The organism is Deltaproteobacteria bacterium (assembly GCA_016183235.1).
Classification (GTDB): Bacteria; UBA10199; UBA10199; order DSSB01; family JACPFA01; genus JACPFA01.
The window spans coordinates 1-21,805 of the sequence record JACPFA010000021.1 but is presented as its reverse complement, the minus strand read 5'-3'; the positions used below and the strand labels follow the sequence as shown (position 1 = coordinate 21,805).

Sequence of the window (21,805 nt, the reverse complement as noted above, 5' to 3'; positions counted from 1 at the left end):
TTATTTTTATGAAAAAATGCATTGTTTTCTATTTTTGTACAATATTTAGGATTGTTTTTAACGATTATACCCCGTCTTGACATTTAGTTGGGTTTAAGTTTAAAAGAATGATGGGCGTGTTGAAAAATGTCATTCCCGCGAAGGCGGGAATCCAGAACTGCCTTAAATCACTGGATCCCTGCCTTCGCAGGGATGACAGAAAGTGCATTTTTCAACAAGCACTGATGAAAAGGAAGATTGCCTAGCTATCATGGGTCCCTGCCGGAGTTTACCCTCGACCTGATCGGGGGCAGGGATGACATGGCTCGCAATGACATTTTTATATGGGCAAGAATTTATATAAAAAGGTATGGGAGGCCCACGAGGTTCGGAAATTACCTAATGGTCAAAGCCAAATCTTTATTGGCCTGCATTTGATTCATGAAGTCACTAGCCCCCAGGCCTTTGGCATGATTCGCGATTTAAAACTGAACGTCGCCTACCCTAACCTAACCTTTGCTACCGTCGATCATATCATCCCAACCGATGATATTGCCCGGCCTTTAAAAGATCATTTGGCCGACGAAATGCTAAGTGCCTTGCAAAAAAATACTCAAGAATCACACATCACTTATTTAGGAGCCGATTCAGGGCAACAAGGCATTGTGCATGTGATTGGCCCAGAGCTGGGGCTTACCCAACCGGGGTTAACTATTGCTTGCGGCGATAGCCATACTTCTACCCATGGGGCCTTTGGCACCTTGGCCTTTGGAATCGGCACAACCCAAGTGCGCGACGTGTTGGCCACTCAAACGCTGGCCTTAAGCCCACTCAAAGTTAGAAAGATCGAAGTTAATGGGAAATTGGGCAAGGGCGTAACAGCGAAAGATATTATTTTACACATCATTCGCAAATTAGGCGTTAAAGGCGGGGTGGGTTTTGCCTACGAATATACCGGCGACACCATTACCAACCTCACCATGGAAGAACGCATGACCCTTTGCAATATGTCGATTGAGGGTGGTGCCAGGTGTGGTTATATCAACCCCGATCAAACCACTTACGATTATTTAAAAGGTCGCAAATATGTGGCCACGCAAAATTGGAGTGACTTGGTAAAAAAATGGGATGGCTTTAAGAGCGATGCTGATGCTACTTACGATGACCTGGCACCTTTTTTAGCTCAAGAGATTAACCCAACGGTTACCTGGGGTATCAACCCAGGGCAAGCCGTGTTTATTGACGAAACAATTCCTGACCCCAAAAATTATCAAGGGCTGGAGCGTGATTCCATTCAAGAAGCCTTGGATTTTATGAAATTCAAACCCAATCAACCGGTGAAAGGCATCCCGGTACAAGTGGCCTTTCTAGGCAGTTGCACCAATGGAAGACTTTCAGATTTCATTGAAGTGGCCAAACTGATTAAAGGACATAAGGTTGCCAAAGGGGTACGGGCTTTAGCGGTACCTGGCTCACAAGCTGTGGATCATGAAGCCCGCAAACTAGGGATTGACGCTGTTTTCCAGGAAGCTGGCTTTGAGTGGCGCAAACCTGGGTGTTCGATGTGCTTGGCCATGAACCCTGACAAACTGGTGGGGGATGAAATTTGCGCATCGAGTTCTAATCGCAATTTTAAAGGGCGCCAAGGTTCACCAACCGGGCGCACGATTTTGATGAGCCCAATTATGGTAGTAGCGGCTGCCATTACTGGCAGAGTGAGTGATGCAAGAGAGGTGTTTGTCTTATGAAGGAGTTGCTAAGGTCTTTTCGAATCCGGCTTAAGGCTCTCTCAACCACAGCAAAGTGGTTTCGAGTAGCCTCTTCCCGCTTCGAAAAGAACTCAGTGACTCCTTCATAAGACAAATAGGGCAAGCATGATAATGATGAATGAATATTCGATAAAAAAAATATCTGGCAAGGCAGTGTACGTAGGCGGTAACGATATCGACACCGATCGCATTATCCCGGCTCGCTTTATGAAATGTGTTACCTTTGAGGGGTTGGGGCAATATGCCTTTTATGATGTGCGTTTTGATGAACAAGGCCGATCGAAGCATCATGTGCTCGACAGACCTGAGCATCAAGGTGCATCGATTTTGGTGGTCGATCAAAATTTTGGTTGTGGGTCGAGCCGCGAACACGCCCCGCAAGCCCTGGCCAAGTTTGGCTTTAAAGCCATCATAGGTGGATCTTTTGCTGAAATATTTTTTGGAAATTGTGCAACCATGGGAATCCCCTGTGTAACCTTGGAAGATGGTCAACGGGCTCAATTAGTAAAATCTATCCAAGAAAACCCTCAAGCCAAATTAATGCTCGATTTAGAAAACCTTGAAATCAAAATTGACGAAACAAAGTTTAAAGTCAATTTGCCAACGAGCATTCAGCAAAGTTTTCTCAGTGGAAAATATGACCCTTTGTTTGAATTGTTGGAAGGGCAAAAGCAAGTAAACGACGTGGCAAAAAAATTAGGTTATGTTGATTAACGAACAACCCCGAATGGATGCCGGATCCAAGGTCCGGCATGACGGCGTTGCGTCATCCCGGGCCTTAGACCCGGGATCCATAGATGACACTATTGATACTAATTACCAATAACAACCCCTTGAATGACCTTTAATTCAGCATCCGGAAGATCACCAATATTGGGATCTGTAAAATTAGTATCGGGCAGGCTCAAATTAAACTCGGTGCTCAAACCTGCACAATTACTTTCATCGGCGTCTTGTAACTGTTGCTCTTTATCAAGGGCACGCACGAGATAAGTGGTTTCGTTCCCATCGCTATCTTTGCAGGTGACAGAATCACCATCCGGAATGGTAAATTTAGGTCTCCACAATCCGTCGGCTACCTCTTCCCATGGAACCCCCCAGAAATCCCCTGCCCCACCGTATTCCATTTGATAGAGTTGAGCAATACTGGTGTCGGGATCGGTATACGTATAAGAACACTTCAATGGCCGGTCAAAGGCTACCGCCGCCCCATTGAGCTGGATCTCACGGTGAGTATTCCAAGCATTGGGCCCGGTTTCGATTTGATAATAGATGGTTTGGTTCTCAGCATCTTGAAGGGCTGAAGTAGAAGTATAAAGATCCCCAGAATGCACACCCCAAGTATTTTGCCCCGTCGTGGCTGCCGCCGAAGTAAGGTTATCGGTATTGATCGTACCACTAGCATTGGCCACATAGGTTGCCGTCCAGGTAGTAGGGTCAATTTGAAGTGTATAGGCGCCCCCTTCTAAAGTGGGTAAATAAGGATCGGAATAGGTGCTATCGGTTAAATCAGGTTTAATTTGTTGGTACCCACCATACAAGGTTGCTGTACCCGAACTAAACAATGCGTCAGCCGAGTTAACATTATCTTCAGCCGTCACATAAACAGCACTTGAATTGGTAAAAGATACAATGGGCACGTTGATACTTCCTACACCATCCAACCAGAAATAGACCATATTGCCACCAAAACTTGAAATATCAATGGTCTCAGGGGAGCTTAAGTCTGTACAGGTTTTTCCCATTGTAAAAGTACATTCGGCTACTTCTTGAAAAACAGAGCCTGTCCAGACTATTTGAATAGCCTGATCATTAATCCACCAATCCAACCGCACATTAATAAAATCAGCCAAGGCCATTGTTTCGCGAGTACGTTTGATAACTCGGAAATCACCACCCAAGAAGGTATAGGTGGACCCATCTTCTTCTCCAGTCAACGTACCACCACTACTGGGGTACTCATCTCGATCGCACCAAAGGCCCCAATAGCTCGCATAGCAAAAATTACTCTCCCCATTGCTGTTAGTATAGATAAGCGGAATCCCTGGATTATCGAGATCAATTTGGCTACCGGTCGTGAAATCAAATAAACTATATCGATAAACATAGGTGTTATATGCCTTACGATTTTTACACTTTGATTCAGCAGCCCCATCTTCAGTGGAGGTACCCTTCACAAAGTTTTCATTGGCAGCAATCTTATGTTCGTAGGATTTACTAAATCCCCCACCCGAAAAGGATTCGCTCAAAATACCTTGTAAGGTTTTACTGGTGGTATTTTTAACAATTGTAGCACCTGAACTAAATGAAAATTCAGAGCCACTTTCTAACATGCGCATGGTTAAGGTATTCTCACTGGTCGTCGCATCAAAAGAACTCCCCAACTTCCCATTCATGGTTGGACCCACTGAACCATCCGTTGCGCTTTCTTTAAAGTGTATTTGAAACACTCCATTGGGATTCGCTGAGGTTGGCCCACTCACAATCTCACCATAGCCCAGCAGTAATGAGCTTTCACTTTCCTCTTCACTACTACCCGTGCTACTGGCACCTTCACTGTCGTCTCCGGCAAAGGGAATCCATACCTTCACAATTTCAGGATCGGAGGCACTGCCACGGGTCGATAAAACGGTCCAATATTCAAGTTCTTGCTCCGAAGAATTACCGGCCGATTGATCGTTGGAACTGCCTGACTGGTCTTTGTCTTTATTACAAAGGGCAAAATCGACTTGGGCTTTATAGGCCCCTCGGTTGACCATTTGATCATGGGCGGTTTGATCGAGTGAACATAAAATTTCGTTAATGAGGTCAAGGGGTGCCACGGTCGGATCATAAACCCAAATATTAGTTGGCAAAGTATAATAATCGGCTGTCAAGGGAACGTCTGAAAGGGCAAACAGCATGGGGCTATTGGTTATTAAAGCCTTCATCAAATCGGAACCGGTGCTATCGTCTTGAGCATCAATGACCGCAAGGGTTGAATTGAGATCGACCCCTGAAGAGGCCGTGCTGCTAGCTCGCCCACCACAAGCTGACCAAGTTAATGTGAGTAAGATAAGTAGGAACGTTGAATAACGTTGAAAAAGACCGCCCATAAGACCCCCTTGATTTTCTATAAAATAAAATGCCCCCGAAAAAAGATAGTTCATTTTAACTCCATTATTTGTACATTAACAAGTATAAAAACAAAATTGGGGTGGGTTATTTAAAACCCATATTAATAAGCATTTAATTTGTTTGATTTTTCAATGACACCATGTTTTAAACTGCCCTTAAATTATATTAGGAGTCTTGAAAAATGTTGTTTCTTGGGGCTGTTCAAAAATGCCCAGATACAAGGCAGCCGTAGATGGGCGTTTTTCAACAGCCCCGTAAATAGGAAGGAGAGCTTTTTATGGAAATCGCCATACTTACTCCCGCTGGGAGTCAATTCATTTTACGTTGGATCCACCTTTTAGCCGGTGTTACCTGGATAGGCCTTCTGTACTACTTTAACTTTGTGCAAGGCGAATGGTTTAAAGAAACCGAGGCCAATGTCAAAAATGCCGCGATTGGCAAACTGGTGCCACGGGCCCTGTGGTGGTTTCGTTGGGGCGCGATGTTCACCTTTGTTTCAGGCTTAGCCATTCTATTGCACCGCGGTGGGAGTTCAGGTTGGGAACAATTCAAGTCCCCCTATGGCGTGTTGATTTTAACCGGTGCTTTATTGGGTACGTTCATGTTCCTCAACGTGTGGCTGATTATTTGGCCTAATCAAAAGAAAGTCATCGCTTCGGCAGAACAAGTTCTTAAAGGAGGCGCTGCCCTCCCTGAGGCTGCTGCCGCGGGCGCCAAAGGGTTGCTGGCCTCGCGAACCAATACCCTATTCTCAATCCCCATGCTTTTTTTCATGGGTGCCGCCAGTCATTTACCCGTCAGCTTTATCGCCGATGTCAAACTCGAACATTTAGCCTTACCCATGATCGCCATCATCGTTTTGCTTGAACTCAATGCAATTCGTGGTAAGTTGGGCCCCTTAGCAACCATTAAAGGTGTTATCCACTGTGGTTTGCTTTTAACGATTGTTCTTTACGCAATTATTGAGGTGTTAGCATGAGATATTTTGTTCATCTTCTATGGATAGGGCTTTTATTGGGCTGTACCCCCAAACCACCTTCAGGTGGGCCCGAAATGAGTTTGGCCGAAAAAGGCAAGTCTGTTTACATGGCCAACTGCATTGCTTGTCACAACAAAGACCCAAAGCTTGATGGCCCCATCGGCCCTGCCAACCATGGCTCATCATTAGAGCTACTTACTGCTAGAGTTTTAGAGGCAAAGTATCCAGCTAATTATAAACCTAAGCGAGATACCAAACTCATGCAACCCATGTCATTTTTGAAAAATGACCTTGAGGCCTTGCATGCGTTTTTGAATCAGTAACACCTATGGTGTCATTGCGAGCAATGTCATCCCCGCCCCTGCCTGCGCAGGGGTAAACTCCGGCGGGGACCCATGATGAAGCGTGGCAATCTTCATTCTCAGTTTTTTACTCAACATATAAATCAGGCATCAAGGTTTCGCCAGGTTCATGGGCGTATTGGTCAAAATTTTTCATACCCGCTTGTCGCAAGACATCTTCGTCAATTAAGGTTTGCCCGGTTACTTGCCGATTCTCTTTGCACAAAATCTCATGGGCCGCATCGGCCATGATCTCAGGTTTGCGACTTTGTTTAATGCCCGCTTCACCCATGAGCCAATCGACGGCCGCAGTGGCAATGAGGGTCCTTGGCCAAAGGGAATTAACGGCAATCCCATAGGGTTCAAATTCAGCGCTCATTCCAAGCGTACAAAGCGACATGCCATATTTTGAAAGGCTATAGGCCAAATGATTTTTTAACCATTTGGGATCCAGACTAAGGGGTGGGGAAAGATTTAAAATATGCGGGTTCTTTCCCTTCTTCAAATGAGGCAGGGCTTTTTGCGAACATAAATAAACTGCCCGCACATTAACACCGTGCATAAGGTCAAAGCGCTTCATGGGTGTACTGGGAGTATCTGCTAAAAAAATGGCCCCCGCATTGTTAACCAGGGCATCAACGCCACCAAATTTTTTAACCGTCTCTTCCACCATCTTCTCAACTTCTTCTTCACTACGCACATCAACTTGTAGGGGTAAAACCTTGGCGCCAAGAGCTTCTACTTCACTAGCCACTGTATAAATGGTGCCAGGCAATTTAGGATGCGGTGTGGCTGACTTAGCCGCAATAACAATATTGGCCTTATCTTGGGCACACCGTAAAGCAATCGCCCGGCCAATGCCACGACTTGCCCCGGTGATGATAATGGTTTTACCTTGCAAGTTGGTCATAAACACCTCTTTCTTTATTTCACCTTATTCCTCATTCATGCGAATATAATCAACCATACATGCGAATATAATCAACCATATTAATCAGAAAATGATCGCCTAATTTTTCTTCGCGGATCCATTGATTGCAAAGTTGGTTATTGTAAATATAAAATTGCTTGCGGGTCATATGCAAGGCTTGCCCCATGGTTTCATAAAGTTTGTCGACTCGACAAATAGTTGGGCGTAAGGCATAGATGGAACACTTGTTGTCGGGGGTCAAGTGAACACAAACCCCTTCAGGAGTAGTGGGTTCTGGGAAATGCGGGATACGACCGGCTTTGCGACAGCAAGAGCCACATTGAGTGCAAACTTGGATTTGGGGGGACCTCTAAAAAGGGCCCAGATGCAAGGCGCCCGCAAAGACGCGACCGGAGCGTATATGGAAATACGTGAGGATCGCGGCTTTGCGGGCAACGCGGCAGATGGGTCGTTTTTAGAGGTCCCCATATGAATATTCTCTCCAAGCTTCGCCGAATGATCCTATGGACCTTTCGCTTAGGGCTTGTTGGCGCTATCCCCTATTCGCTTTATCGTCACGACTTTTTATTTATCTTTGGGGTTTTGTTATCGTTGCTTGCCACCCTGCTTCCAGCCTACTGGTATCGCAGTCTTAAAGTCACCCTGCCCTTTGAACTTGATCTCCTCATTTCGCTCGCCTTGTTTTTACATATCATCTTAGGCGAAGTTTTGCGATTTTACGATAATGTTTGGTATTTCGATAAAATCATGCATTTTTATGGCACCAGTATCATTGCTTTATTGGCATTTCTTATTGTCTTTAGCTTTCATTATTCAGGCAAGGTTGTTTTAAGTTTACCCTTAATTGCCATTTTTACCATCATCTTTGCTATGGCCGTGGGCAGCCTTTGGGAGATCGGCGAATTTACGGTGGACCACCTTTTTAAGCGTAACACCCAATACAGCCTTGATAACACCATGTGGGATTTGATTTTTAACACAGTGGGCGGAACCTTCGCCGCAGTCTTTGGCGCCCTTTACACTCGCCGCAAAAACGCACCCGAGTTATCGCAGATGCTTGATGGCGTTAAAAAAATTATAAGATCTTAACTTTTATTGCGCACAGCCATTGGGCGGGCGGTTGGACCTTGTATTCCCTCCGGCATGGGCTAATAAATTGAGGGCAAGCCTAGATTGATTTTGATTGACACACTCAAGAACCGTAAAAGGTGCATCTTCATTGATTCCTCTGATGCGGCGACGAAGCTCTCGTGGATCCCTCCCCGTCATCTCGACTAGCCGTTCAATTAAGGGCTCTTCACGGGCGGCCTGGAACCCAAGCAAAAAAACCGTCCAATCTGCGCCACAGTTCCCTTCAACAATTTGAACCTCGCCACCCACTTTTTCTAAATCTCTTGCTGTTGTCTCTGCCTTATGAGCAGTAACACAAGAAACAACCACCAAGCGAACATCTCTAAGATCATCAACCAATCCTATAGCTTCTCGAAGAGTGAGCTCCATCATTTCTGAAAGTTTGCTAATGAGTTTATCTCTAAAATTGGGATCATAGCCATTCAAAACAACACTTGAATTCTGGCGTTCCCACCGGGGATCGATCGGAGGCGCAATTTCTCCACCCACATTATTAGCTGGAGCCTCAGGAGGTATCCGCACAAAAGGTGCACCTTCACCGCAAGCAACAGAATCAAGTGTTGCAAAGTAGCCATTTTCATCTTTAAATTTATCTTGTAAAGTTTGAACTTCTTCTTGGCTCACGCACTCTGCCAAACGAACAGGGATATTGTCTGCCATATACACTGCTTCCCTTAGCCCATAATTAAAAAGCTCGCGTATCACCCTAATGGCAGCATTCTTATTGCTCATGCTACGTAAAATAACGTCGTGCTTTTCAACTTCTGCACGAACTGCGGGGGATGGTGAAGGTGAAGGTGATGCTGAAGGTGTTGGCCCCGCTATATTGCTAGGCCCCCCTTGAATCGCAGGAGGTTGGTTGTTCAAATTTGGATCAGGCGAATTCACACCTTGTTCGCTCGAACAGGCTACCAACACAACCAACACCCCTACGATACCCCAGGCCTTTAAATTATTTCTCATAATCCCTTACCCCTCTCATGTCATTCCCGCAAAAGCGGGAATCTATTAGAAAAGCCGGATCCCGCATCGAGTGCGGGATGACGATTCTTAAGAGAAGCAAGATTCATACCGAAGGAGATTTTTTTGTTAAAATATAACTTATTGAAAAATTTGGTGATTTTATGAGAATGCCATGACTACGATTCTCAAAATGAGAAATTTATCATTTTGAACTATTTTATTGCAGAATCGGGTCGATTCTTAAAATACGTGCCGACTCACCTAACGATACTGCATAGAGAAACTCATCTGGCCCCATTTGCACACTGGTCATGCCTGCCAGATGGGCCAAATGGCGATCATTCAAAACCGCACCTGTCATAGGCTCAAGGGTGAGGCCCCTCACCCAACCTTCATAAAATTCAGAATAGATCAATACATTGTCTAAAAAATTTCCATATTGTGAACCGGTATAAAAGTGCCCCACCATAATCGAATGGGCGTGCATTTCGGGATCTTCAGCAGGATCTTCTTCTTCCTGCGTGGTATCTTCGTGCGAATAACCCCCAATGGGAGTGACATATTGCGGATCGTTCGTTGGCCCTTCGGTAAAAGGCCAACCAAAATTCAAACCACCACTCATCGCCAAATCAATTTCCTCATAAAAACCACCACCCACATCGCCCATAAATAAATGCCCCGGATGATAAGTAATCGTAAAGGGATTGCGCAGGCCATAGGCGTAAATGCTAGGATAATTCGTTGAAGCAATATTTCCACTGGGAATGGTAAAACCCCCTTGCCCTGAATTATGATTGGGAATCACCCGATGAATTTTGCCTAAACTCAATTCGGTATTTTGAGCGATGGCATAAGTTGGATTGGCGGATCCACTTCCACCAGCATCGCCGGCGGCAATAAACAGCTGCCCCGCTTCATTAAAGAAAAGCCCGCCCCCATTGTGATTGGTGCCAGGTTCAGGATTTTCAGATTTAGGTAAGCGAATAATATTTTGCTGATCGGCTAAATTAAAAGTTCCCGCACTCACATCAACACTAACCGTAAAACGATCAACCCGATTTTCTTGATCAACCGGCTGATTACCCACGGTTGTATAAAAAAGATAAATATAATGATTGGTAGCATAGTCTGGATCTGCAACCACGTTAAGCAGGCCTTGCTCAAACTCCAAACCAACTACTAAATTTTGTGATTGCGAAAGAATTTTGAAATCGCTGGTAAGGTAATAAATATTGCCATCTAAACTAATCGTAATAAGCTCGCCATTGGTGCCAGGCAAAAATTCTAAATCCACTAACATCGGTGCCGAAAACTCATCCCCCACTTCGGTAAATTTTATACCAATCACCGTATCCTCAGGTGTAACGGTTGGAGGTGGTGGGCTAGTTGGACTAGGAGTCGGGGTAGGATTTTCGGTAGTTTGTAACGGATCGCTCGCTTGATTGTTCGAGCACCCAATCATTGTTATTATTGCAAAAACAAACACCCCTCCCATCATCCATCGATACATAAATTCCTCCTGTCCAGGCACCTACTTATCTGCAAGAAATGACGGGAAGTTGTCAATATAGGATTTACAAACTGCAGCTTAAACTAGTCTAATAACCGAAACTGAATCCAACGATCTTTGTGTCTTAGAGTAATTTCAAATTTCTCGATGAGATCCAATCCAATAAGGCCATCAATGTCGTATTTTTCAGGAAGATCAAAACAGGCAATTTCTACATTGGCAAATTCAAAACTGAGAATAGATAATTTTTGCACAACAAGTGTATAGCCCCATTCCCGACCAACGATTGATGAAGTGCTCACGCCCCTACTTTTTGGATTTGCCTGATAACCAAGAGAGTCGGTCAAGGAAGTATTGACAATAGTCCGATAGGCCCCGGGATCAAAAGCTAACTTGACACGCTGTTCCCCCAATGGCCCCCAAATATAACCAGGAATATGAATAATGTCTTTGCGTGGATCATAACGGTAAGATTCAATTTTGTTCATACATCAAGGAAGAATGGCCCCTGGACATTTCCAGTATAGAGGCTGGCAATTTTTTTCCATTTTGGCCGAAGGTGGGTTTTTAGGTAGTCGTAAAAAACTTTTTGGCTGGGGTGGCTGTAGGCAACGTATCCCTTAATTACATCGCCATGTTCATTTTCTTCCCACTCCGTAAACGCTACCCACTGTTCTTGATATTTTCCTTGTACTTCTTCCCACGTAAGCATCTCTCCCATAAGATCCTCTTTTGAAAGTATTAAATTACCGCGTCTTATACCTGTTTAAGCACAAAAAAGCAATGAATCAAACGAAATGTATGTGTGGTTTCAACTTGCGGTAATCTTGAAGTTACCGGATTTAGGATTTTTAGTGTAACAATCGATTGGCAAGGCGGGTGGCCAAGGCCATGATGGTCATTTGAGGGTTGACCCCTAGCGGTGTTGGAATCACACTCCCATCGCAAATATACAAACCCTCGACTCCAAACACTCGGTGATTCACATCGCAAACCCCGGCCGCAAAATCTTTACCCATTCGGCAGGTTCCCAAAGGATGAAACGCCCGAATCTCCAATTTAGAACGGGCAAAGTCTTTAACCGAAATATTTTCCAAATCAGCAGCACGATTCACCTCAAAACGTTGCCCTTGAATCGGTAAATGCACCTTTTTAGCACCGCCTTTAAAAAGTAGTTGGGCTAAAAATTGCACGCCTTGAAAAATCCTCGCCTCATCTTCATGAGTTAATGAATAGCGAAATAAACATTGCCCCCCGGGCAAACTCACCATGTGCCCCTCGCTACCATCATTGATCAGAAAACCATAACTCAACATTTTAGAATAATGCTTTAAAAAATGCACAAAGGGATGCCCTGAAACGGGAAAGGCAAGACCAGCCAAATCAGGGGGCACAAAAATCCCTTCAAAAAGAATCCCCTGTTTGCGCAAACCATCATAGTAATAGGCTTGCGGGGTACCCTCCCAACCTTGAATTTCTTCTTCAAATTCGGCCAATACTTTTACCGCCGGGTGCACCGTTAAATGTTGGCCTAAATGTTGATTGCCCTTTAACCAACCGTGCCTTACCAAAATTTGTGGAGTCACAAACGAACCCGTGGCTAAAATCACCTTAGGGGCATAAAGCGTTAATTTTCGTTTTTGAACCCCTTCGGCTTCGATGCCTATGACCTGACCCCTTTGATGAGAAGCCGTTAAAATATTTTTTAAATGCGCCCCGGTATAAGCAACCGTGCCTGCAGCCAAGGCTTTGGGGATGTAACTAATATCCACACTTTGTTTAGCCAAGGTCGAACAACCAAAACAACACATCCCACTCCCTTGGCAACCCCGCACGTTTCTGAGCAAAGGTGCACCTTGATAACCTTCTTGCACCAAAAGATCACGAATCAGGGTATTCGAACGGCTCATCACCTTATAATCGGCCGGGGTTACGCCTAAGTGTTCTTCGACCCGTTGAAAGGCTGCATTCATCTCTTCATCTAATAGTTCACTTAAACCCAACTCGGTTTGCCAGCGTTTTAAGACATGAGGCAATACCCGAAAACAAGTGCCTGAATTAATCACGGTTGTCCCACCCAAACATCGCCCCACGGGAATGGGAATCATGGGTTTGCCCAAAGTTCCGGTGATGCCATGATTTTCATAAAGACGATCTACCGACTCAATGGCCAAGTCATTATGTTGGGGATGAAAAGTGCCTTGTTCAACCAGAGCCACCTTCATACCACCTTCAGCCAACTCTTTAGCCAACACCGCCCCCGCTGCCCCCGAACCCACCACAATGACATCACAAGATTCTTCTTTATCTTCGCTGAAAGAAGATAAATCACGCGGCTGAAGGTGATTAGGCAAATCTAAAATAGGATGGTGTTTGTCAAAAGGGGCCTTGGCACGTTTAGCTAAAGCGGCTCCATAACCAATGGCTTCTAACAGAAGTTTCTGCCGCAACAATACCCCAAGACTTAGGGCCTTGATTAATAAAACTCCCTGCCGGCAGGGGCCAAAACCACTGTACTCCCAACGGTTTAGATAGATAACTTGAACCTCTTGAGGCAAAAAACTAAACGGCCTAAACCAATGCCATAATTTTGGGAAAAAATATTCGAACAAAATAAGAAAACTATGAAAAGAAAATCGAATATAAAAAGGAAAATTCTTGAGCCGCTGAAAAACTTCTTTGACCACCTGATCGACATCAAAGGTTTTTAATAAGTCAGTATCATAGGCAAGGGCTGCTAGCATGAGTGCTTTAATGATGCGACCTTGATGAGACTTAAAAATATTCATAATAAAAACTCAATATTAGTTGGTTTGGTTCGGCTGGCCACCTCATAGGCAACAGTATGAGGTGCTGTATATTCTACCTCTAATTTTTGTTGGCGAAATATTTGAACTTTCATCGAAGAAAGTTTGGAGTTTGAACAATAAATAAAACTCCCGTCAGTGTCCTCGTAGGTGAGGCCTGCAAATTCATGAGGCTGCGACTGGATGTGGAGATGAAATTCTAAATCGCTAGCCTTAAGCTTAATTTCCCAACCCTGATAATCAAAACGAGAATGACAAAAGATGGAATCACGGACGCGGTTAAAATAGAAAGGCCTCCCCTGATAAACAATGAAAAACGAAGAAATGTAGGGCGAAGGATAACGATTTGCTAATCTCGCTTGGGCAGTCAGGCCTTCAAAAACAAAATCAACGGGCGCCCCTTGAGAATCAACAAAGCAGTTCCCATGCGCCCAAGCCCAGGCATAACCATTCTTTTGGCCAAAGAGATGCCCCTGCATGCCAGGTGCGTTCTGCCATTGAAAAGATTCTCCGTTAACCTTAACCCAACCATCAAAACTTAAATCCGATTGAACGGTCACGGCATAATTCTTCACCAGCCTTAAGCGAGCAAGTAACGAAGGCACAAAATCAAAATTCAAATTTTTGCAAGGACGCATGGCCAAAGACCATTCAATCTCTTGTTTGCCCTGCTTAATTTTTCCAGAAGTTTGTTGATCTGAAAAAGAATGATCACCTATCTTAAAACCATGTTGATTTATTTTAAATGCCATCATGGATCCCGGGTCCCCGGATCGGTGTCCGGGGCAGGCAAGCCCGGGATGACATGGTATTGCAAAGGTTTCTTTAAGGGCGACTTTTTCAACGTGGTCAGAAGTTCTTTTGAAAAAAATTGCCCAAACGCAAGCTTCTTGTTTTGGCACATGAGGATTATTTAATAAGGTAAATCGTAACCACAGGGCACGTTGCCCTTTTGGTTCTACCAGTTTAAGATACCAGACCTCTTGAAACCCAAGATCTGATTTCACCGCTGGCCAAGCAGGTCGATTGGTAATTTCCATAAAAATCTACGTTAACGATTCGTGCTGCTACGAGTTTTGAACAACAAATAATAAACAAACAGGGCAATAGGCCCATCGGTCAGCACCCCTGCCAAATAAGCAAAGTAATGACGATGAAACCAAAACATATAAAAAAACCCCGCTGTTGAAATAACTTTGGATAAAAGATGAATCTGAAAATAACGAGTGTTTTGCGGCTCTTTGAGACTAGCCCAACATAAAGCCACCAGCATGAGCATCATCGAAAAAACCAAGGGCTGCCAAAAAGAAGCCCCCGCATCAGGTATAGGGTTAAACCACCCTAATTGATTGGGGAAATAATTAAGGGCCGCAAACATAAGATCAGCCTGAAAGAAAAATAGGCAAGCCCCCAAAAAATAAAGCACCATCAAGAACCATAAACTAATTCTTATCATAGACTTAAATGTAACCGATCGGTTAATCAATGTAAATGATTAAAATCATTTATTTAAAATAACCATCTCTGAGCAAGACTGCACCTTGGGGAAGCCATCGCTCCGGAGTTTATCCTGAGGCGAAGCCGAAGGACCTGTCCAGGACAGGGTCCGCGGCGGGGCCCCCAATGGAGCGCTGGCCAAGTAAAGCAGCCGGCTTACTCACTTTGAAAAGACGTGACCGTTATTTAGTCTACTCGAATATATAATTCATTGGATTAGTCGATATCCCATCGACCTTGACTTCATAATGAAGATGCGGCCCGGTCGAAGAACCGGTGCTACCCACAGCAGCAATTTTTTGCCCTCGCATCACTCGATCACCTTCTGTCACAAAAAGTGCCGAGGCATGGGCATAACGCGTGGTTACACCATAACCGTGATCGATGATGACACTATTACCATAGCCACTATCATATTTAGACATAATGATGATCCCATCCGAAGGGGCAAGTATGGATGTACCCACGGGCGCGGCTATATCAAGACCTTCATGAAAACGATAACCACCGAATGGATTATAACGCATCCCAAACTCGCTGGTCACCCAGCCTTGCACCGGCCAATGGGATGGGGTGGTTGACCAAAAAGAAATTTTCTCCTGACTGGCGGTATAAACTTCATTAATTCGCTCTTCTAAACGGCTTGCAAATTCTGCCATTTCATCGATCTTAACATTTAGTTTTGCATAAAATTCAGTGTCAAACTTACCCTCTTGCCAATCTTGTTTTAAGGCGGTCGAACCAACCTTGGGCAATTGATGAACTCGCTTTAAAAATTCTGCCAAATCTTCTTGCTCAGAAAGCGGCCCCACCCCTTTATTGAGTTTGTTGGATTCTACCCCCACCGCAGCTTCTAATTTTTGGGTAAAATGTTCGGTCCGCTGTAGGGCGTCTTCTAAACCACCTATTTTAGCCACTAACTTGGCCTTTTCTCGTTCAAAGTGACTAGCCGAAGTGAGCACAGCGGAAGAACTTAATTCTGTATATTGAGTACGGTAATGAAAAAACCCCCAGGTCATGGCTAGTGAATAAAAAATCGCAACCCCAACAATTCCTAGACTTAAGCGAAAAATGGGCTGTTGAAGGGTAATAGCTGGGGCTTTACAATAGTTTCTGCCCCGCTTAAGCGTATCCCTAATCTTTTTTAACATTCAAAAACCTCAAATAGCGGTTTTGTCTTTTGGGCTTGTTGAAAAACGTGCCTTCTGTCATCCCTGCGGAGGCAGGGATCCAGCGATTTCAGGCAGTTCTAGATTCCCGCCTTCGCGGGAATGACATTTCTCAACACACCCCTTTTACCTAACACAGCCGTATTAGACTTATCGGCTAGGCCCAAAAACTGGTTTCTTAAAAAATTTTATTTAAAGGAGCGGGATGCGTACAACTTGGCGTGAAAAGTAGCAGAGATTGCCAGGCAGGTCAAGACTTAAAGTTTTTCAATTTTGTTTAGTAATTTCATGGACTTGCAAAACTACCAGGGTAATATTATCATCGCCCCCCCGGCTATTGGCCAAGTCGATGAGGCGCTTACAACCCGTAGGCAGGTCGAGCTTGGATAAAATTTCATAAATTTCAGCATCTTTCACCTGATTCGAGAGGCCATCCGAACAAAGCATAATGATATCATCATTCTTTAAAGAAACGGTTTCAATGTCGGCCTCCACCTCTTCTTGAAAGCCAACCGAACGAGTGATGATATTTTTCAATTTATGAACCTTGGCCTCTTCTTCGCCAATAATGCCCTCACGCACTTGTTCGCCCACTAACGAGTGATCTTTGGTGATTTGCATAATCTCGCGATCTCGAATGAGATAAGCCCTAGAATCCCCAACATTAGCGAAGTACCCACGCGAGTCATCGACCATAACCCCCACCGCCGTGGTACCCATCCCCCGCAAAGCCGCATTGGCAGTAGCTTCTTCATAAATACGCCGACTGGCCTCTCGAATGGCAAAACGTATTTGATCGCCCAATTCACTACCCACTGAATTAACCCCTGAAATAACGGTGGCCTCGGGGTCTTGCACAAAATGGCCCATGACTTCTTCAATGGTGGTCACCGCTAAGCGGGAGGCATATTCACCCCCCACATGCCCACCCATCCCATCAGCAATGAAATAAAGGTTTAAACTATCATTGACCAAATAGCTGTCTTCGTTTTGGGTGCGTTTCATTCCTACATTCGACATGCCGTAGGATTCAATTTCAAAGGATGGAGTTTGTGTCATATTTTTACCATTATAAAACAGCTTATCCGTATCGCCAACTGTTAAAATCACACTAAGCAGCTGAATTTCTTAGCATCTCTCGGGCATGACTCAAAGCCTTTTCACTAATTTTAACGCCGGTTAACATTCGAGCCATCTCTGTTACTTTATCTTCGCGGCTCAAAACTTGCACAAAAGATTTCGTTTGCTGGCCTTCAATACGTTTCTCAACTTTAAAATGATGGGGCGCAAAGGCCGCAATTTGCGACAAATGAGTAACACAAATCACCTGCCGATCTTTGGCCAGTTGATTTAATTTTTGCCCTACTAATTCGGCAACCCCCCCGCCAACGCCTTGATCAATCTCGTCAAAAATAAGGGCGCCCTTCCATTCGCTAGGGTAAAGTAATCGCCGTAACGATAATAAAATGCGCGACAATTCACCACCCGAGGCGGCTTCAGCGAGTCGTACTAAGTTTTGCCCTGGATTCATGCTGATCCAAAATTCAACTTCGTCCCACCCCGTTTCTTTCATCTCAGAAAAATCTTCTCCCGCTTTTACCACAATTTCAAAACGCGCCTTGGGCAAACCTAAGCCATGAAGTTCATTTTGTATCACCCGACTTAAATCAAGGGCCGCCTTTTTTCTTAAATGAGAAAGTTTTTTAGCTTGTTCGCTTAGTTTTTGAATCCAGCCTTGCCCTTCAGTTTTAAACTCCTGCAATTTTTCATCGTGATGATCTAAATACTGAAGATTATTTTCAATCTCTTGTTGTTTTTGGATTAAAGCTGGTAAATCCGAATGATATTTTCGTTTCAACTCGTGAAGCAGGGCTAACCTTGATTCGATTTGATCAAGACGAGCGGGGGCATCTTCTGAAATTGAACATTCATTTTGCAATTGGCGATAAACCTCGTCTAACTGCGATAAACATTGGCTTATATGGCCTGCCGGTTCAGAAAAACTAGGCACGATCATCGCTAGCTTTTCTAAATCACGATTCACCCGCCCCAGTTGATGTTGCACACAAGCTTCTTCTTCGCCTAACATGCTCAACACTTGAGTCAAAGTTTGGGAAATTTTAGCAATATTTTTTAATTTTGCTTTTTCGGTTTCTAGTTCAGCTTCTTCTCCAGCCCGCAATTGGGCTTTGGTTAATTCTTCTAACTGGAAGCGCAAAAAATCTTCTTGTTTTCGACTTGCTTCGTAATGAGACTGGAAAGCGAGCCATTTTTTTTGAAACTGTGAATAATCTGAAAAAATAGTCTTAAATTGCTGAACCTGCGCTTGCAACTTTTGATCGATGCAGAACCGAGGCGTATCCTGATCCAGCAGACGCACATACTCATGCTGACGAGTGAGGTGAAAAATGGCTATCGTGATTTTTGCCAAAGCATTGAGTGTCACGGGGACATCATTAACAAAGGCTTTTGATTTGCCTTCTTGGTTTAAGACCCTGCGTAACAATAATTCTGCTTCGGCAGAAATGCCCAATTCTTCTAAAATATGAAGCAGCCCAGCCTGTTGATGAATGTCGACTTGTAACAGAGCCGTTGCCTCAGCAGAACCCGTACGAACCATGCTGGAACTGACTTTGCCGCCAGCCAACAAAAATAAGGCTTGCATCAGCACACTTTTCCCTGAACCGGTTTCACCCGTAATCACATTGAGGCCAGGGCCAAATTCAAGTTGGGCATCTGCAAAAACGGCTAGATTTTTTAAGGTTAATGATTTTAGCATTTGAAAGATGGACCTATTTGATTACAAATTGCCCCACGAGGCAAGCAATAACGTACCATTATCCGAAAGATTACGCCCCCAAGCCTTGGCTGAATTTGTCGGGCAACCCCACCTAGTGGGGCCCAACGGTTTGTTAACCTCTTTATTGTCAAAACAACTCCCATCGCTACTCTTATGGGGCCCGCCTGGGGTCGGAAAAACCACGTTGGCTAAACTCTTGGCCAAGACTTCTGAAAAAACCTTTTATTTCTTTTCTGCTGTCTTAGCTGGCCTGCCTGATTTACGTAAAACCATTGAACGGGCCAAACATCAAAAGAAATATGATGGTAAAGAAAGCCTGCTCTTTATCGATGAAATTCATCGCTTTAATAAGGCTCAACAAGACTATCTATTGCCCTATGTAGAAGATGGAACAGTTACGTTTATCGGTGCCACCACCGAAAACCCATCGTTTGAAATCATTGGCCCCCTCTTATCACGTTGCCAAGTTTTGGTGCTTAATCCCCTCACCACCGATGACCTAAAGGCCATCATCAAACGGGCCATGGCTTATTTAAATTTGCAGAATTCGTCTTTGGTTTTAAGTACGGATGCTGAACAAAGCCTAATCGAATCTACCTATGGTGATGCTCGCAAATTACTCAACACCCTTGAAACCGCGCATAACTTACTCAAAACCAATGAACGAGAAATCACGCCGGCCCATATTCAACAGGCCTTACAAACCAAAACCCTCCGTTATGATAAAAATGCTGAAGAACATTATAATACCATCAGCGCCTTCATCAAAAGTATGCGCGGCAGCGATGCAGACGCTAGTTTATATTACCTAGCACGGATGCTAGAGGCCGGAGAAGATCCACACTTTATTTTGCGTCGCATGGTTATTTTTGCGAGCGAAGATGTGGGCAACGCCGATCCCCGCGCCTTGCCTCTAGCGGTAAGCGCTCTGCAAGCCTTTGATTTAGTAGGTTTGCCGGAGGGTTGGATTCCTCTAGCTCAAGTGGTCGCTTATTTAGCGGTGTGTCCCAAAAGTAATGCTAGCTACCAAGCCTATCTTGCGGCTAAAGAAGACGTGAATAAACACGGCAACCTGGCTATTCCCAAAACAATTTTAAATGCCCCCACCCAACTTATGAAGGAACTAGGTTATCACAAGGGCTATCTTTACCCGCACGATTTTGCAGAGGGTCGAAAAATCCAAGATTATTTGCCCGATAAAATTAAAGAGCAAAAATATTACCAACCCAAGGGTCACGGGTTTGAAAAAACCATTTTGGAATGGATAGGGAAGAAGAAATAGTGGTGGGCGAGGTTAGCACAGCTCGATAAATTCAATGTGTTGATTTTTTTCAAAATAAGCATAAACAATCCGCAATGACGACCCTTTCAAATACCTACAAAATAACCGCGCTTTAACAATATGCAAAACTTCGGTTTGCGTGATGACATTAAAATGCTTGCTGTTGCCAAGAGGAACAACAGAAACTACATTCCGAAATTCCTCCAGATCGTCAGGAAGTGATTTGTATTTTTTGGCAAGCCGTTTGAGTTCTTTTTGAAATTCCGGCAGCTCATCAAAGTTCATCGTCATAGTTTCTTACGGAGTATCGCTCGTCGCGGTAAAAAACGCTCTCATAAGAAAGCGGCTTGCCGTCCTGCGCAGATTTCCATGGTATATCTTCGTGTGAGTAATTTTCTATCTCGGCGGCGTTTTTATCGGAAAGACGCGCTAGTACATCGTCAATATGCTCAATTTCGCGCGCGGATAGAATATCGAGATTCGGACGTTTTCGTGGCAGATACTTCTTTTGTAAATACTTAAAATACTGACTTTTTACGGCTTCTAACTCGCCTTGCTCTTGCATTTCTTTCATTATTGAACCTAGCTCAACAGAGGTGGGGCCATGATGGTTTTTAATGTATGTTGCGCCCATCAAATTTTCTTCAAATTTTTCGTAATAATCAAAATCAATAAAATAGAGTAATTTATGGAGCACGGTCTCGCCTACATTTGGCTTGCTACCTACTTTCCCCAAAACATAGAGTAAAACTTGCTTGAACTTATCAAGATTCTTTTCTGTAACACGAATTTGTAAATCATCTGATTTTTTTAATGATTCTTTCTCAATTGTTACACTGCGTTTTGGTTCTTTTCCGACAAGAAAATTATCAAGCGACATGTCAAAAATCGCCGCAAGCTTCTTTGCCTCGGATATGGTAAGCTCTCGCTCCCCGCGCTCAATTTGCATATAGGTAGGGCGGGAAATACCAAGCTCTGACGCAAGATACTCCTGCGTCATATTTCGTTTAGCACGCTGTTGTTGGACAAACTTACCAATTTTATCTTCGGACATAATACTACCACTTTAGGGCACCTCTAAAAACCCTCTTTTCCCCTCTCCCTCGAGGGGAGAGGGCCAGGGAGAGGGTGAGAAGCGCCGAGATGGCGTAAAACAAGTTATTTATTCTGGACTATTTTCAAAGATAAAAAAGGCTTACAAGTATTGATTCTATTGAGTTTCCTGTCCATGCCTATTTTGAGTATGGAATAAGATGTGTTATAAGGGGGAATGAATAAATTCATTAGAAAAATGTCCCCTGGTTTTTTTGATTACGATCAACGGTTGAAAAAACTGAGTCAAACTACGCAACCGTTGGAACGTTTGGATGAGCGAATTGATTGGGAGCTGTTTCGTCCTAGCTTGGAAGAGTTGGTTCTCAAGAAAGCTAAAGCCCCTGGTGGCCGCCCCCGCCACGATGTGGTGATGATGTTTAAGATATTGGTATTGCAACGCTACTACAATTTATCGGATGAGCAGGCTGAATTTCA

The 21,805-nt window shown here is 44.2% G+C and carries 22 protein-coding genes; 7 read left to right on the top strand and 15 right to left on the bottom strand.

Annotation, left to right across the window (positions count from 1 at the left end):
• The first annotated feature begins 323 nt into the window (after positions 1–323).
• The gene (gene leuC / locus HYU97_04565; protein MBI2336016.1) at positions 324–1,727 is read left to right on the top strand and encodes a 3-isopropylmalate dehydratase large subunit; all 1,404 of its coding nucleotides are present in this window, start codon (positions 324–326) and stop codon (positions 1,725–1,727) included.
• Between the two features lie 135 nt (positions 1,728–1,862).
• Positions 1,863–2,462: a 3-isopropylmalate dehydratase small subunit gene (gene leuD / locus HYU97_04560; GenBank protein MBI2336015.1), complete on the top strand. Its 600-nt coding sequence runs from the start codon at positions 1,863–1,865 to the stop codon at positions 2,460–2,462.
• Positions 2,463–2,560: 98 nt separating this feature from the next.
• Here leuD and HYU97_04555 read toward each other — a convergent pair whose 3' ends face one another.
• Positions 2,561–4,843 (bottom strand): hypothetical protein, encoded by a 2,283-nt coding sequence (locus HYU97_04555; protein ID MBI2336014.1) that lies wholly within the window; start codon positions 4,841–4,843, stop codon positions 2,561–2,563.
• Between the two features lie 299 nt (positions 4,844–5,142).
• Here HYU97_04555 and HYU97_04550 point away from each other — a divergent pair, with 299 nt between their 5' ends.
• Positions 5,143–5,844, top strand: coding sequence for a urate hydroxylase PuuD (locus tag HYU97_04550; GenBank protein ID MBI2336013.1), 702 nt, complete (start codon positions 5,143–5,145; stop codon positions 5,842–5,844).
• A complete protein-coding gene (locus HYU97_04545) occupies positions 5,841–6,167 on the top strand; it encodes a c-type cytochrome (protein ID MBI2336012.1) in 327 nt (108 codons plus the stop codon). Before HYU97_04550 ends, HYU97_04545 begins: the two co-directional genes overlap by 4 nt.
• Positions 6,168–6,273: 106 nt before the next feature.
• Here HYU97_04545 and HYU97_04540 read toward each other — a convergent pair whose 3' ends face one another.
• Together HYU97_04540 and HYU97_04535 are read right to left on the bottom strand one after the other, a co-directional pair.
• Positions 6,274–7,095, bottom strand: coding sequence for an NAD(P)-dependent oxidoreductase (locus tag HYU97_04540; protein MBI2336011.1), 822 nt, complete (start codon positions 7,093–7,095; stop codon positions 6,274–6,276).
• A 49-nt stretch (positions 7,096–7,144) separates the two neighbouring features.
• Complete coding sequence (locus HYU97_04535) at positions 7,145–7,357, bottom strand: hypothetical protein (protein ID MBI2336010.1); 213 nt, start codon at positions 7,355–7,357, stop codon at positions 7,145–7,147.
• A gap of 227 nt (positions 7,358–7,584) precedes the next feature.
• On the opposite strand from HYU97_04535, the gene HYU97_04530 reads away from it, so the two are divergent.
• Positions 7,585–8,205, top strand: coding sequence for a hypothetical protein (locus tag HYU97_04530; protein ID MBI2336009.1), 621 nt, complete (start codon positions 7,585–7,587; stop codon positions 8,203–8,205).
• A gap of 3 nt (positions 8,206–8,208) precedes the next feature.
• Here HYU97_04530 and HYU97_04525 read toward each other — a convergent pair whose 3' ends face one another.
• The 10 genes from HYU97_04525 to recN all read right to left on the bottom strand — a co-directional run bounded on the left by HYU97_04525 (position 8,209) and on the right by recN (position 18,972).
• The gene (locus HYU97_04525; protein ID MBI2336008.1) at positions 8,209–9,210 is read right to left on the bottom strand and encodes a ribosomal protein L7/L12; all 1,002 of its coding nucleotides are present in this window, start codon (positions 9,208–9,210) and stop codon (positions 8,209–8,211) included.
• Positions 9,211–9,427: 217 nt separating this feature from the next.
• A complete protein-coding gene (locus HYU97_04520) occupies positions 9,428–10,720 on the bottom strand; it encodes a PQQ-dependent sugar dehydrogenase (protein ID MBI2336007.1) in 1,293 nt (430 codons plus the stop codon).
• An 83-nt stretch (positions 10,721–10,803) separates the two neighbouring features.
• Positions 10,804–11,208, bottom strand: a complete 405-nt coding sequence (locus tag HYU97_04515) for a retropepsin-like domain-containing protein (protein ID MBI2336006.1) — start codon at positions 11,206–11,208, stop codon at positions 10,804–10,806.
• Entirely contained in the window at positions 11,205–11,441 is a 237-nt protein-coding gene (locus HYU97_04510; GenBank protein MBI2336005.1) for a hypothetical protein, read from the bottom strand. Before HYU97_04510 ends, HYU97_04515 begins: the two co-directional genes overlap by 4 nt.
• A 130-nt stretch (positions 11,442–11,571) precedes the next feature.
• The gene (locus tag HYU97_04505) at positions 11,572–13,509 is read right to left on the bottom strand and encodes a GMC family oxidoreductase N-terminal domain-containing protein (protein ID MBI2336004.1); all 1,938 of its coding nucleotides are present in this window, start codon (positions 13,507–13,509) and stop codon (positions 11,572–11,574) included.
• Positions 13,506–14,567 carry a hypothetical protein gene (locus tag HYU97_04500; GenBank protein ID MBI2336003.1) on the bottom strand — a complete coding sequence of 354 codons (1,062 nt, stop codon included), beginning with the start codon at positions 14,565–14,567 and terminating at the stop codon, positions 13,506–13,508. Before HYU97_04500 ends, HYU97_04505 begins: the two co-directional genes overlap by 4 nt.
• 11 nt (positions 14,568–14,578) lie before the next feature.
• A complete protein-coding gene (locus HYU97_04495) occupies positions 14,579–14,983 on the bottom strand; it encodes a hypothetical protein (GenBank protein ID MBI2336002.1) in 405 nt (134 codons plus the stop codon).
• A 232-nt stretch (positions 14,984–15,215) separates the two neighbouring features.
• On the bottom strand, positions 15,216–16,175 hold the full coding sequence (locus HYU97_04490) for a peptidoglycan DD-metalloendopeptidase family protein (protein ID MBI2336001.1): 960 nt from the start codon (positions 16,173–16,175) through the stop codon (positions 15,216–15,218).
• A 285-nt stretch (positions 16,176–16,460) separates the two neighbouring features.
• Positions 16,461–17,303: a Stp1/IreP family PP2C-type Ser/Thr phosphatase gene (locus tag HYU97_04485; protein MBI2336000.1), complete on the bottom strand. Its 843-nt coding sequence runs from the start codon at positions 17,301–17,303 to the stop codon at positions 16,461–16,463.
• Position 17,304: 1 nt separating this feature from the next.
• The gene (recN, locus tag HYU97_04480; GenBank protein ID MBI2335999.1) at positions 17,305–18,972 is read right to left on the bottom strand and encodes a DNA repair protein RecN; all 1,668 of its coding nucleotides are present in this window, start codon (positions 18,970–18,972) and stop codon (positions 17,305–17,307) included.
• Positions 18,973–18,979: 7 nt separating this feature from the next.
• On the opposite strand from recN, the gene HYU97_04475 reads away from it, so the two are divergent.
• Positions 18,980–20,275 carry a replication-associated recombination protein A gene (locus tag HYU97_04475; protein ID MBI2335998.1) on the top strand — a complete coding sequence of 432 codons (1,296 nt, stop codon included), beginning with the start codon at positions 18,980–18,982 and terminating at the stop codon, positions 20,273–20,275.
• A gap of 12 nt (positions 20,276–20,287) precedes the next feature.
• On the opposite strand, the gene HYU97_04470 is transcribed toward HYU97_04475, so the two are convergent.
• Together HYU97_04470 and HYU97_04465 are read right to left on the bottom strand one after the other, a co-directional pair.
• Positions 20,288–20,566, bottom strand: a complete 279-nt coding sequence (locus tag HYU97_04470) for a hypothetical protein (protein ID MBI2335997.1) — start codon at positions 20,564–20,566, stop codon at positions 20,288–20,290.
• The gene (locus HYU97_04465) at positions 20,550–21,329 is read right to left on the bottom strand and encodes a DUF4065 domain-containing protein (protein MBI2335996.1); all 780 of its coding nucleotides are present in this window, start codon (positions 21,327–21,329) and stop codon (positions 20,550–20,552) included. Before HYU97_04465 ends, HYU97_04470 begins: the two co-directional genes overlap by 17 nt.
• Positions 21,330–21,545: 216 nt before the next feature.
• Here HYU97_04465 and HYU97_04460 point away from each other — a divergent pair.
• Positions 21,546–21,805, top strand: a 260-nt coding sequence (locus HYU97_04460) for a transposase (protein MBI2335995.1), incomplete at its 3' end; no start/stop codon positions are given.

Excerpts from the sequence above, each read along its gene's own strand:
- HYU97_04515 (MBI2336006.1), bottom strand. The coding sequence starts at position 11,208 with ATGAACAAAATTGAATCTTACCGTTATGATCCACGCAAAGACATTATT.
- HYU97_04545 (MBI2336012.1), top strand. The coding sequence starts at position 5,841 with ATGAGATATTTTGTTCATCTTCTATGGATAGGGCTTTTATTGGGCTGT.
- HYU97_04470 (MBI2335997.1), bottom strand. The coding sequence starts at position 20,566 with ATGACGATGAACTTTGATGAGCTGCCGGAATTTCAAAAAGAACTCAAA.
- HYU97_04500 (MBI2336003.1), bottom strand. The coding sequence starts at position 14,567 with ATGGAAATTACCAATCGACCTGCTTGGCCAGCGGTGAAATCAGATCTT.
- HYU97_04555 (MBI2336014.1), bottom strand. The coding sequence starts at position 4,843 with ATGGGCGGTCTTTTTCAACGTTATTCAACGTTCCTACTTATCTTACTC.
- HYU97_04520 (MBI2336007.1), bottom strand. The coding sequence starts at position 10,720 with ATGTATCGATGGATGATGGGAGGGGTGTTTGTTTTTGCAATAATAACA.
- HYU97_04530 (MBI2336009.1), top strand. The coding sequence starts at position 7,585 with ATGAATATTCTCTCCAAGCTTCGCCGAATGATCCTATGGACCTTTCGC.
- HYU97_04505 (MBI2336004.1), bottom strand. The coding sequence starts at position 13,509 with ATGAATATTTTTAAGTCTCATCAAGGTCGCATCATTAAAGCACTCATG.
- HYU97_04495 (MBI2336002.1), bottom strand. The coding sequence starts at position 14,983 with ATGATAAGAATTAGTTTATGGTTCTTGATGGTGCTTTATTTTTTGGGG.
- recN (MBI2335999.1), bottom strand. The coding sequence starts at position 18,972 with ATGCTAAAATCATTAACCTTAAAAAATCTAGCCGTTTTTGCAGATGCC.
- HYU97_04525 (MBI2336008.1), bottom strand. The coding sequence starts at position 9,210 with ATGAGAAATAATTTAAAGGCCTGGGGTATCGTAGGGGTGTTGGTTGTG.
- leuC (MBI2336016.1), top strand. The coding sequence starts at position 324 with ATGGGCAAGAATTTATATAAAAAGGTATGGGAGGCCCACGAGGTTCGG.
- HYU97_04475 (MBI2335998.1), top strand. The coding sequence starts at position 18,980 with ATGGACCTATTTGATTACAAATTGCCCCACGAGGCAAGCAATAACGTA.
- HYU97_04490 (MBI2336001.1), bottom strand. The coding sequence starts at position 16,175 with ATGTTAAAAAAGATTAGGGATACGCTTAAGCGGGGCAGAAACTATTGT.
- HYU97_04550 (MBI2336013.1), top strand. The coding sequence starts at position 5,143 with ATGGAAATCGCCATACTTACTCCCGCTGGGAGTCAATTCATTTTACGT.
- HYU97_04540 (MBI2336011.1), bottom strand. The coding sequence starts at position 7,095 with ATGACCAACTTGCAAGGTAAAACCATTATCATCACCGGGGCAAGTCGT.
- HYU97_04510 (MBI2336005.1), bottom strand. The coding sequence starts at position 11,441 with ATGGGAGAGATGCTTACGTGGGAAGAAGTACAAGGAAAATATCAAGAA.
- leuD (MBI2336015.1), top strand. The coding sequence starts at position 1,863 with ATGAATGAATATTCGATAAAAAAAATATCTGGCAAGGCAGTGTACGTA.
- HYU97_04465 (MBI2335996.1), bottom strand. The coding sequence starts at position 21,329 with ATGTCCGAAGATAAAATTGGTAAGTTTGTCCAACAACAGCGTGCTAAA.